This window comes from Dactylosporangium sp. NPDC049525 (assembly GCF_040676755.1).
In the GTDB taxonomy this organism is placed as follows: Bacteria; Actinomycetota; Actinomycetes; order Mycobacteriales; family Micromonosporaceae; genus Dactylosporangium.
Window position 1 is genome coordinate 22350 of record NZ_JBFAPO010000032.1, and the last position, 12171, is coordinate 34520.

Sequence of the window (12171 nt, forward strand, 5' to 3'; positions counted from 1 at the left end):
TTCCGATGTCCGGAACGCCGCCACCCGCCGAGACCGTGCCGGTCCGTGGTCACGCCGGCTGCGGGGACCGCGGCCCGGTGGCGGCCAGGCGGGCGTGGATCTGTTCGAGGTCGTCCGGCAGGTGCAGGTCGTCGAGCAGGCCGGCGGCCCGCTGCCAGGCGGCCCGGGCCTCGTCGACGGCGCCGGCGGCGCGGTGTGCGTCGCCGAGATGTCCGAGGATCATCGCCTCGCCGTGCCGGTCGCCGAGGTGCCGGCAGCGGTCGAGGGCTTCCCGGTAGGAGGTGATGGCCTCGTCGAACTGGTGCAGGTGGAACTGGGCGAAACCGATGCTGTCCCAGGTGTTGACGTGATCCGCGAGGGCTTCGAAATCCTGGAGCAGCTCCAGCGCCGCACGGCAGGAGGTCAGCGCCTGGGCGTGGTCGCCGAGCAGGGCGTGATACCAGCCGACCACGTTCAGCGCGCGACCTTTCCACCGGCCGTTGTCGACCGTCCCGAACGCCTCGAATGCGCGGCGGGCGTGGTCGAGCGCCTCGGCGTACCGTTCCTGCCGTTCCAGGACCAACGCGATGCTGAGGTGGACCTGGCCCTGCCCGACCGGGTCGCCGCAGCGGCGGGACAGCTCCAGCGCCGCAGCGAGGTGGCGGTGGGCCGCGCCGTAGCGGCCGGTGCGGGTGTACGCCCGGGCGAGGCCGCGCCGTGCGTGCGCCTGGAACGCCGGTTCGCCGGCACGTTCGGCGGCGGCCAGCCCGGCCTGCTGGACCTCGACCAGGGCCGCCCACTGCCCGTGCCAGTCGAGGAAGCTGGTCAGCGTCCAGGCCAGCCGGGTCGCCGCGGCGTCGAGCCCGGCCACCACCGCGAGCGCCACGGTGCGCAGCAGGACGGGCTGCTCGCTGGTGAACCATTCCAGCGCCGCCCGGCGGTCCGCGACGGGCTCCGGGACGACCCCGGGCTCGCGCCGGTCGAAGACCAGTTCCTCCCACTGGGCACCTAGGAGCAGGTCGGCGTGGTACGCGGTGTGCAGGTAGTGCTCGATCATCCGGCGCACGGCGGCGGCCCGTTGATCGTCCGGTTCCTCGGCCGCCACCCGCTCCGTCGCGTAGGCCCGCAGCAGGTCGTGCAGGAGGTATCGGCCGCCGGTGTGCTCCGTCAGCAGGTTCGCCAGGACCAGCTCGGCCAGCAGCGGCTGCGTCCCGGCCACCGGCAGCCCGGCCAGGCTGGCGGCGGTGGACACCGGCACGCCGCCGCCGGGGTGCAGGCCGAGCAGCCGGAACAGCCGGGCCGCGGCGGGCCGCAGCGCGCGGTACGACCACCAGAACACCGTGCGGACCGCGCCGTCCGGCTCGTCGCTGTCCAGGGCGTCGAGTGGGGTACGGGCGTCGCGCAGCTCGGCGGCGAGGGACGACAGCGCGGCCCGCGGGCGGGTGGCGGCGCGGGCGGCGACCAGCGCGAGGGCGAGTGGCAGCCCGGCGCAGCGGGCCACGATGGCATCGATCGCCGCCGGCCCCGCCTGCCCGCGGTGCGGTCCGACCCGGCGCAGGAGCAGCTCGGTGGCCTCCTCCGGGCGCAGCAGGTCGAGCGTCACGGGATGCGCGCCCGTGGCGGCCACCAGGCCCGGAAGCTGGTTGCGGCTGGTCACCACCACCAGGCAGCCCGGCGTGCCGGGCAGCAGCGGGCGGGTCTGGGCGCTGTCGCGGGCGTTGTCCAGGACGATGAGCATCCGCCGGCCGGCAAGCGCGGTGCGCAGCAGCGCTGCCCGCGCCGCCAGGTCCGGCGGGATCCGTTGCGGCGGCACGCCGAGCGCCTCGATCAGCTGGCTCAGGGCCTCCCCGGCCGGCATCGCCGCGCCGCTCGGGTCGAAGCCACGCAGGTCCAGGTACAGCTGGCCGTCGGGGTACCGGCCGGCCATCCGGTGCGCCCAGTGCAGCGCGAGGGCGGTCTTGCCGATGCCGGCCGTGCCGGTGATCGCGACCGTGACCGGCCCGGTCGCCGAGGCCCGGGCGGCCAGGTCGGTCAGCTCGGCGAGCTCCGGGCACCGGCCGCTGAACTGCTGCACCGCGGGCGGCAGCTGCCGCGGTACCAGCGCCGGTGGCTGCGGGGCGGCCGGGCCCGCGTCGCCGCGGCGCTGCTCGTGGACGCGGTCGCGGGCGGTGGCCAGGGCGCCCCGCTCGGCCGGACCGGCGCCCAGCAGGTCGACGAGGACGTCGAACCGGTCCGTCGGCGGCAGCGTCTTGCCGGTGAAGTACTCGGCCACCGCGGTGTGCGACCAGCCGGTGCGGGCGGCGAGGGTCCGGTAGGACAACTCCCGCTCGCCGCACCGGCGGGCGTGCCGGCGTCGCAGCGCACGCAGCAGGCCGGCCAGCTCCGCCAACGTTTCCACGCGGCCCGCGGCGTCTCCCAGCAGCTGCTCGTCCGCGCCGAAGACCATCCGCCACCTGCACCGGTCGGGACCACCTACTCACAGCAGGATAGGTCCCGACCTTCCGCGGCAGCATGGGCCGATCGACGGGTGTCGTTCGGTCAGTTGTACGGGTTGTCCTTCAGGATGCTCCGCTGGCGCTGCTCCCACAGGGGGTAACCGTTGCTGCCGGAACCGTAGTACGACCCGTGGAACTCCACGGTCACGTTCCGCACGACACCGCCGGGGACAACCTCCCCCGTCACCACGCCACCCAGGGCCGAGGCGCCGCCGCACGCCGGCAGGCCGGTGTACGCGGGGTACAGCGGGAACGCGTAGGTGCCGTTGACGTACACGTAGGCGTACGGCGCCGTGAAGCTGTTCTGCCGGCACATGGTCAGCGAGTAGCGGAACATCGTGTTGCCGTCATCGAACTCGACCGTGCCGTCGATGCTGCCGATCAGCTGGTTCCCGTTGCTGTTGAGCAGCTGCCAGTGCACGGTGCCGAACTGCGGACCGTAGGTGGCGTGCGCCGGGACGGCGGGCAGCGCGATGACCCCGATCGCGGCCGCCGCCGTGACGAGCAGGCGCATCACGCGACGCGTGCGGAACTTCGACATGTGTCACTCACTCCCAGGGACGATGAGACGGCTCCGGCCACGGGCGGCGACGACCGTGGCCCTGCGCCACATGATGCGGAGGCGGGCGCCGGCCGGACCGCGATTCCGTCCATTCACGGACGACGGCGTACATCGGCGTGCGGACCCCTCTTCCGCTGGGACCGCCGCCCGGACGGCGCGGGTCTGCGTTTCAACCGCACGAGATGCCCCGCGGCGCAGGTCGCTGTACAGTCCCGCCCGTGCTGTCAACAGTCGAGGCGTCGGTGCCCGTCCTGTACGTCTCAGACGTCGACCGGTCCGTGCCGTTCTATGCCCTGCTGGGCTGGTCCGCGCTGCGCACCGGCGGTGACGGCACGTCGCGCTGGTGCTACCTGCGCTGCGGCGAACTGACGATGCTGCTCGCCGCCGTGCAGCCACGGCTGATCACGGTCGAACTGCCGCTGCTGGTGTACTTCTACGTCGACAACCTCGAGGCCGCCCTCGACGCGCTCAACGCCGGCGGGTACGCCGCGGAGCGGGTCGGCTACCCCGACCACGCACCGGGCGGTGAGGGCCGCGTCCGCGACCCGGACGGAAACGTCATCCTGCTCGGGCAGCGCACGGCCGTGGCGGCGGAGAACCGCAAGGCGGCAACCGGCGCGGAGGCCCGCTTCTCGCTGATCCGGCAGGCGGCGGAGGCGGTGAGCCAGCGCGGCGGGGCCCCGGAGCACTGCCAGGTCGGCCAGTCCGACCGCACCCGATGCGAGGAATCCGCGCAGGTCAAGCTCACCGACTCGTGGGGAGACTCGGCGTGGGCCTGCACCACGCACACCGAAGAGGTGCTGTTCAACGTGCGGGGCGCGTTCATTGCCGTCGAGGACGGCGAAGGGCTCGGCCAGTTCCTCAGAGGCCGGACCGACCGCCGCCCGGCGCATGACAACGGGAACTGAGCAGCCATACGTAGAACGGGAAGGCAACAACACCCCACAAGGCCGTCAGTTCGTCCCGCGGCACGTCGGGGTGTAGCCGTAGCGGGGCAGGTGGACGGTCCACTCCTGGCGGGTGAGGCCCTGGTGGACGGCGTTGCACGCGACCGTCTCCGGCGATGCCACGATGCGCTTGGCCCGGGTGGTGTACCAGGTCACGACGGTGTGCATCCCGTCGGTTGCCAGCAGTTGTTCGCCGCCGGAGGCGAACGCGACGGTGGTGACGCCGTCGGCGGGGCCCTGGAAGGTCTGCAGCTTCTTCGGATGCCGCGGATCGGTGTTGTCCCAGAGGGTCACCGCGCCGGAGCTGGCGCCGGTGGCGAGCAGGCGCGAGTCGCGGTCGTAGGCGAGGGCGAGGACACCGCCGTCGGTCGACTGCAGTGCGGCGGTGAGGGTCAGTGGGTTGATCGTGGCGCGGTCTGCCGGCCGGCCGCTCGCGGTGGTCGTGGCCGGCTCGGCGCTGGGCGTGCCGGTCGCAGCGGTGGCCGCCGCAGGCGACGCGCCGAGTGCGGTGGCCGGCGCCGACAGGCTCGGTGAGGCGGCAAGCGGGCCGGTCGCGGTGGTCGTCTGCGCGTCCCAGACCCGGATCACCCCGTCGCCGCTGCCGGCGGCGAGCACGGCGTTGTCGGGGCTGAACGCCAAGGCGTGCACCGCGCCGGCCGGCTCCGTCAGGCGCGTCATGAACACCATGCGTGCGGTATCGCGGATGTCATAGACGAAGACACCGGCGCCCACGGTACCGATGGCCAGGCGCCGCTCGTCGGGGCTGATCGCGAGCTGGGCGATCTCCTCGGTGGGCAGGCCGAGCATGTCGATCGGGAAGGTGATGGCGTGGAAGGCGAACACGCCCGAGACCTTCACCGGGTTGCGGGGATCGCTGAGGTTGTAGAGGAACGTGGACCCCTGGGCGGTACCCACGGCCAGCAGACGACCCGACTCGCTCAGCGTCAATGCGGTCACGGTGTCCAAGTCGGGGATCGTGGCATAGGGCTTGACGTCGTCGGTGCTGGTGTCCAGGAGCTGCACCTCCGCGTCGCTCGGTGGGAACGGTCCCGTCCGGCTCGCCCGCGTGCCGACCGCCAGCAGGTGCCGCTTCGGATCCGCGGTGGCGACCACCCGTGGCGCGTTGGGGCCGCTGGAGGTGCTGAGCACGTCGGGCTCGGCACCGTCCAGGACGGCCAGCGCCTGGACGAGGCGCCGGTCCGCCTGCAGCGTCAGCCGGTGCGCCTCGGACACGACACCCTCGGTCGCGTACCGCACGATCGACCGGTCGCTGCGCCACACGTAGAGCGCGGTGTCGCCCAGGCTGAACTCCGCGGCCAGCGGGATGCTGGCGTCGCTGGACAGCGCGCCGACCTGGACCGGCCGGGACGGGTTGCGCACGTCCCACAGCCGGACCGAGGAGTCGGCGCCGATGGTGGCCAGATACCTGCCGCCGTGGCTGAACGCGGCCGAGGCCAGGGAGTGGGCGTGGCCGGGCAGGGACGCGAACACGGTGCCCGCGGGGCCGGTGCTGACGAGCATCGCGGCCGCGTTGTTCAGGGTGCTGCCGCCGACCAGTGCGAGGGTGCCGTCCGGCGCCAGTTGCACGACGGTCTTCGCGTCCGGCAGCGGTTGGACAGGGGCATTGTTGTAGTTCGACGCGTTCGGGTACGCCTGCGCCATCGACGGGAGATCCGCGGTGCGGACCGAGCTCGGCGGCGCCGCGGACAGGTCCCATCGGGTCAGCGTGTCGAGCGTGCTGGACACGAGCGTGTTGTCCGACGCGTACGCGAGGGCGACCACCGCGGGGCGGGACCTGCTGATGGCGAACTCGTCGCGGGCGTACTCCCGGACGCTGGGGCGGGTGGTGGACTGCATCGTGCCGGTCTTCGCCGGTCGGGCCGGGTCGGCGAGGCTCCACACGGACACCAGACCGTCGGAGTCACCGGTGAAGATCCGCGCACCGTCCGGGCTCGTCGCGACCGCGGTGATCCGGTGCTTCGCGTCCATCGGTGCCGCCCCGACCACAACGGGATGGTGCAGGTCGTGGATGTTCCACACCGTGAGCGGGCCGTTCGACGCGAGGGTGGTGAGCCGGTCCTTCGCCGGGCCGAAGAAGACCTGCTCGACCTGCCCGGCGGTGTCGGGCAACGTGACCCTGTCCTCGGATCGGCCGTCCGGGACGTCCCGCAGCTGGACGCGGTACGTGGCGGTCACCGTCGCCGCCAGTCCCCCCGGACCGGCGACGAACTGGACCACGTCGTCGTCGACGGGCACGGGGCCGAGGTAGCGGCTGGATGCCAGGGTCGCGACCAGGCCGTCGTGGGCCTGTGCCCGCAACTGGGCGTCGCCCGTGTCGGCGGCGAACCGGGCGGCGGTGACCCCCCAGCGCAGCGCCGTCTCGGGACGGCTGCCGGTGTTGGCCTGCGCCTCGGCGAGCAGCTGCCGGGTCGTGTCCCGCCGGGCCTGCGCCCGCTCCTCGGCCGTCGTGACCCCGATGGCGGTGGACGACGCCGCCACCACCGCGACGCCGACGAGCGCCGCGGCGATCCATGCCTGGCGGCGACGGCGGACGGCGCGGTCCACCCGATGCCGGGCGTCCAGGCCCGCCACGACGAACCGCCGGCCGGCGTCGCTGAGATGGCCGCCGTCCAGCAGCAGCCGGGCCGTGTCCAGGCGGGCGCCGCGCAGCAGCTGGGCGTCGTCATCGTCGGCGGCCCAGTCATTGGCGGCCCGCTCGACCGCGTGACGGTCCCGGAGGGTCTTGGCGTTGGCCTCGATGGCCTGGCTGAGCGGCGGCCAGTCGGACAGGAACGCCTCGTGGGCGACGGAGATGACCGGCCGGTCCGCCTCGGTGTCGACCACGAGCAGGCGGCGGGCGACGAAGCAGTCCAGTTCGGCGTTGACCTGGTCCGACAGTTCGGCGCGGGCGACCCGCCGCCGCGCCGGACGGCCCTCGTCGTCGACGGCGATGAGCTGCAGCAGCCCGGCGAGCACCTCGTCCTCGTCGCGTCCGGTGGCGTTCGCCGCCGCGGTCAACGCGTCGTGCGCGCGACCGCGGACCGCGCCGCGGACGCCGCCGAGCGCCTCGTACGCGCCGGCCGACAGGTGCCCGCCGCGGGTGACTCCCGCGGCGAGTTCGGACAGGGTGAACGCCAGCAACGGCAGCGCCTCACCGTCGCCGGTGTCCGCCACCAGCCGCTCGGTCAGCTCCTCGTCGACGCCGATGCCCGCCAGCCGGGCCGGTCCGCGGATGACCGACGGCAGCGCGTCACGCTGCAACGGCCGCACCGCGAACGGCCGCACCGCCACCGCCGCCAACGACGTGTCCGCGAGCAGCGACGCGAGCAGTTCCAGGCGCATCGACCCGACCAGGCGTACCCGGTCCCCCGGCACCGACGACACCGCCCGGGCGAAGTCGCCACGGGCGGTCTCGCTCGCGTCGTTGAGCAGCTCCTCGACCTGATCGACCACCACCAGGAGCCGGCCGTCGGGACCGTCGGGTGCGGCGGCGAGCAGGTCCGCGACCACGTCGGCGAACCCCTCCTCGGTGCCGAGCCGGTGCACGACCGAGGTGGCGGTCCAGTCGAGACCCAGGCGTTTGGCGGCCGCGGCGACGGCCACGGCCAGCGAACCCATCGGGTCCTTGCCCGGCACGAACACCGGCAGCGCCAGCCAGCCCGGCTCCGCCGCGAGCCGGGGAATGAGCCCGGCGCGCAGCAGCGACGACTTGCCACAGCCGGACGGTCCGATCACCAATGTCATCGCGCCCGCGCGTTCCGGCGGCGACCGCAGCACCGCGGCCAGGGCATTGATCTCGGTCTCCCGGCCGAAGAACACCTGATGCATATCGGTGTCGAAAGGCTGCAGACCGGGAAACGGACTTCGTCGCACATCCCAGCCGGTGCCGCCGTAGGCGTCGATACCCCGCAGCGTTCGGCCGATCCGGTGCTGCCAATCGCCGCTGTCGTCATGGTCGACGACCTGAACGGCCCGCAGCAATGGGTGGTGTTTCGCCGGGCCGCTGCGCACCGGCAGCAGCCGGCAGCCGAGGGACCGGGCGATGCCCAGCTCCGCCGAGCACCACGCGGAGGCGGTGTAGTCGGCGGTCACCAGGCACAAGACCGCGTCCGCCCAGCGCAGCCGCTCATACAGCCGCTGCTCCCAGTCATCGCCGACGGGGATGCCGTGCTCGGCGTCCCGGTCGAAGAACACCTGGTGACCCTCACCGCGCAGCCATGCGACAAAGCCCTCGGCGAGTAATCGGTCCTCCGTTGCGTAGCTGACGAAGACGCGGGCCAAATCAACTCCCTGAATTCATCTCCGGCAACAACGTCGCAATTAGACAGCCGTCCGCCGCTCGATCACGATCCTCCTTTCGTACCCCGAAGAACGACCGACGCAGCACGAACATTCGCCGCCGGGCCAGTAGTCGTTCCACGGAGTACCGATGATTTTCACCGATCACTCCAGCGAACAATGCGATCTGATTTCGCGTTTCCTTGGATCAGGTCGCGCTGATACCAGGTGCCTGACTTGCCCCCGAGGTCGGCCGGACCGGCCGGGCCGACCGGCACGAACCCGGCCTTGGTCAGCACCTTCTGGGACGCGGCATTGTCGCCGGCGGTGGCCGCCCGCAGCGTGCGCAGCCCGTGCCGCGCCACCGCCAGCTCGCACAGCTCCCGCACGGTCGCCGTCGCCACACCACGGCCGGCGACGTGCTCCGCGACCCGGTAGCCGAGCTTGGCAATGCCGTCCCCGACGTCGTACAGGTTGAACCGGCCCAGCACCGCGCCGTCCTCGGCGACGAGCACGTAGAACACGCCGGTGCCGGCCTGCTGTTCGGCGAGCAGGGCGCTGTGCCGGTCGGCGAACTGGTCGAAAAACTCGTCGCCGCGGTCGGAGATCGACGCCGCGAAGTAGGCGCGGCTCGCCAGCTCGAACGCCAGGACCGCCGGGGCATGGCCGGCATGCAGCCGCTGCAGCTCAGGCACCGCCCAACCGTACCCAGACAGCGGACCGAGGCCACCTGAGTTTCCGCTGACTGTCGAGCCTCTCAGACACAGGACATCAGCGTCCGTGATCGACAGTCAGCGACGTCGCGGGCGTGCCGCTGTCGAGCAACCCGAACCGGCGGATGCGATCGGCGCCGACCTGGTCACCGGCCCGGTCGCGCAGCTCGGCAAGGAACCGCAGCGCGTCGGTGTCGCCGAGCTGGACGGCCTGCCGGGCAAGCCCCTCGGCGCCGACGTGGTCACCGGCCCGGTCGCGCAGCTTGGCCAGGAACCGCAGCGCGCCGGTGTCGCCGAGCTGGACGGCCTGCCGGGCAAGAGCTTCGGCGCGGGCGTGGTCACCGGCCTGGTTGCGCAGCACGGCCACGAGCCGCAGCGCGCTGGTGTCGCCGAGGTCAAGGGCCCTCCGCACCAGCGTTTCGGCGCCGGCGGGGTCACCGGCCTGGTGCCGCAGCACGGCCAGGAGCTGCAGCGCGCTGGTGTCGCCGAGGTCGGCGGCCTGCCGGGCGAGCACCTCGGCGCCGTCCTGGTCACCGGCGTGGTCGCGCAGCTCGGCCACGAACCGCAGCGCGCTGGTGTCGCCCAGCTCGGCGGCCTGCCGCGCGACAGCTTCGGCGCCTGCATGGTCACCGGCCCGGTCGCGCAGCATTGCCAGGAGCTGCAGCGCGCTGGTGTCGCCGAGTTCGCCGGCGCGCCGAGCAAAGGCCGCGGCGTCGGCGTGGTCACCGGCCTGGTCGCGCAGCACGGCCAGGAACTGCAGCGCGCTGGTGTCGCCCAGCTCGGCGGCCTGCCGGGCGAGCACCTCGGCACCGGCGTGATCACCGGCGTGGTTCCGCAGCTCGGCCACGAGCCGCAGCGCGCTGGTGTCGCCCAGCTCGGCGGCCTGACGGGCAAGAGCCTCGGCGCCGGCGTGATCACCGGCCTGGCTGCGCAGCTCGGCCACGAACCGCAGCGCGCTGGTGTCGCCCAGCTCGGCGGCCTGCCGGGCGAGCACCTCGGCGCCGGCGTGATCACCGGCCTGGTCGCGCAGCACGGCCACCAACCGCAGCGCGCCGGTGTCGCTGAGTTCGCCGCCCTGCCGAACCAGTGCTTCGGCGCCGACGTGGTCACCGACCTGGTTCCGCAGCACGGCCAAACGCCGCAGCACGTCGGTGTGGCCGAGCTCGACAGCCTGCTGAACCAGCGCCGCGGCGCCGGCCTGATCACCGGCCTGGTACCGCAGTTCGGCCACGAGCTGCAGCGCACCGGCGGCGCTGAGCTCGATGGCCTGCCGAACGAGCGCGGCGGCGCCGGCGTGGTCACCGGACTGGTCGCGCAGCACGGCCAAGCGCCACAGCGCGCCGGTGTCGCCGAGCTCAACGGTGCGCTGGTAGAGCTGGACGGCGCGTTGGTAGCGGCCGCGCTGTTCGGCATGTCCGCCGAATTGCCGCAGTATCCGGGGGTCGGTGAGGGCGGCGGCGGCATTCCAGAAGCCCGGGGGCGGGAAGGTGTCGGCGCGTTCGGCGCGGCCGGTCTGTTCGAGGTAGTCGGCCAGGCGGTAGTGCGGTCCGCCGGGTTGGGTGCGGTCACCGGGGCGGGGGCGGATGCGGATGAGTGGTCCGGGAACGCCGTGGCAGGGTTTGGCGGTGTAGGCGAGGGCCTGCTCCAGCCAGTCGTCTCCGGCCTGGTCCCACTCGTGGTCGGTCAGGTATCCGGGTGCGGCCTGTTCGAGGAGAGCATGCGGGATCGGCACCGGATGGCCGAGCCGGCGGGCGTCGATCGCCGCATCGATCACCGCCCGGGCCACCGCGCCGGCCTGCTCGTAGCGCTCGATCAGCGCCGGTACCCCGGCCAGCTGCTGGGTCACCTGCCCGCCGGGCGCACGCGCGGCGAGGTCCAGCCGCGGGTCGCCGCCCGCGCTGTCACGCAAGGTCTGCAGGTCGGCGTCGGTGAACGAGTCCGGCACGCGGACGCCGGTGCCGGCCAGCAACGCTCGGGCCTGGGCGTACGGGTCGGCCCCGCCAGGGGCCGGTTCGGCGGTCAGGGTGTCCCAGTACTTCGGCCACATCGTCGCCAGGATCAGCACCGGCCGGCGGCGCGGGTCGTGCAGCAGCGTGCGCAGCCCGGCGGCGACCTGCTCGCCCAGGCTGGGGTTGTGCGGCAGGAGCAGGTAGTGCTGCGCCTCGTTGAGCCACAGCACCGTCTCGGCGCCGACCTGCGCCAACGCCGCCACCGCGGCCTCCTGCCGGGTCGGATCGATCGGGTGCCACAGCCGCCACCGCCCCGGCAATGCCTGCACCGCCTCCCAGCACGCCCGCGTCTTGCCGGTCGACGACCCACCGACCAGGGCCACCAGGCGGCTCTGCCCCGCGATCACCGCGGCGACGGACTCCGCCAGCTGCGTGTCGTGACCCCGCGGCACGTACGGCGGCAGCACCGGCAACGCGCCTGCCCGCTCCGGTAACGCAATGCTCCGGTGCACCTCCAGGTCAAACGGGTCGCACGCACCGATCGGACGGCCCAACCGCGGCGGCGGCATCCGCGCCGCCACCAGCAGTTCACGGATCTTCCGGTCCGCCTCGGCCGGGTCACCGCCACCGGCGCGCGCGAGAAGCCGGGCCACCGTCACCGCGTCGTGCAACTTCGCGGGGAGCGCCTTGCCGCTGATCATCTGGTGGACGACGTCGCGGCCCGGGTTGCCGAGCACGTCCGGGTCCTCGGCGTCGTCGGTATCGATCCGGCGGACGAGCTCGTCCAGGGTCAGTGGCCCGGACCGCAGGTACAGCTCGTACAGAAAGTCCCGAAACGCGGCTACTGGGCCCTGCGGCAACTCCACCCGGACGATCGGCCGGGACGAACTCGGTCGGCTTTCGTCGGCACTCATCGGCAACCAGCATCACCTACCGGCCGCGACGCGCACCAGTCGTCGTCGCTCATCGGGCTTCAGGTTCGGCCTGAACCGGGTGCCTGACCGTGGAGGAACAGCCGGCGCCGGCTCAACCGAATGTTCCTCACCACTGAAGGAGCCCCCGATGACCAAGCAGCCCGACAACCACGGCCAGGACCGGCGCGCCAGGCTCGCCGCGGCCGCCATCAGCGGCCTCCTTGCAGGAGCGGCCCGGGCCGGCTTCGACTGGCTGCTGCCCGCAACTACTCCAGCGCCCTCGTCGCGCCGTGGCTGTGGAACGCGCAGAAGCAGGTGTTCCTGTCCACTGAGG

The 12171-nt window shown here is 73.2% G+C and carries 7 protein-coding genes; 2 read left to right on the forward strand and 5 right to left on the reverse strand.

All coding sequences use genetic code 11. The features are described 5' to 3' along the window. Positions 1 to 49 precede the first annotated feature (49 nt). Both AB0K00_RS35240 and AB0K00_RS35245 read right to left on the reverse strand, forming a co-directional pair. A complete protein-coding gene (locus AB0K00_RS35240) occupies positions 50 to 2425 on the reverse strand; it encodes a tetratricopeptide repeat protein (RefSeq protein WP_363529622.1) in 2376 nt (791 codons plus the stop codon). A gap of 92 nt (positions 2426 to 2517) precedes the next feature. Next, positions 2518 to 3015 (reverse strand): hypothetical protein, encoded by a 498-nt coding sequence (locus AB0K00_RS35245; protein WP_363529624.1) that lies wholly within the window; start codon positions 3013 to 3015, stop codon positions 2518 to 2520. A 239-nt stretch (positions 3016 to 3254) separates the two neighbouring features. Between AB0K00_RS35245 and AB0K00_RS35250 the strand changes: the two genes are divergently transcribed. Next, positions 3255 to 3944: a VOC family protein gene (locus AB0K00_RS35250; RefSeq protein WP_363529627.1), complete on the forward strand. Its 690-nt coding sequence runs from the start codon at positions 3255 to 3257 to the stop codon at positions 3942 to 3944. A gap of 45 nt (positions 3945 to 3989) precedes the next feature. Here the strand turns inward: AB0K00_RS35250 and AB0K00_RS35255 are convergent, their stop codons facing one another. The 3 genes from AB0K00_RS35255 to AB0K00_RS35265 form a co-directional block, all read right to left on the reverse strand. Further along, complete coding sequence (locus tag AB0K00_RS35255; RefSeq protein ID WP_363529630.1) at positions 3990 to 8264, reverse strand: TIR domain-containing protein; 4275 nt, start codon at positions 8262 to 8264, stop codon at positions 3990 to 3992. Between the two features lie 155 nt (positions 8265 to 8419). Then, positions 8420 to 8956: a GNAT family N-acetyltransferase gene (locus AB0K00_RS35260; RefSeq protein WP_363529633.1), complete on the reverse strand. Its 537-nt coding sequence runs from the start codon at positions 8954 to 8956 to the stop codon at positions 8420 to 8422. Between the two features lie 76 nt (positions 8957 to 9032). Then, positions 9033 to 11837, reverse strand: a complete 2805-nt coding sequence (locus AB0K00_RS35265) for a hypothetical protein (RefSeq protein ID WP_363529636.1) — start codon at positions 11835 to 11837, stop codon at positions 9033 to 9035. 148 nt (positions 11838 to 11985) lie between these two features. Between AB0K00_RS35265 and AB0K00_RS35270 the strand changes: the two genes are divergently transcribed. After that, the coding region (locus AB0K00_RS35270) for a hypothetical protein (RefSeq protein ID WP_363529639.1) at positions 11986 to 12171 on the forward strand (186 nt) is incomplete at its 3' end.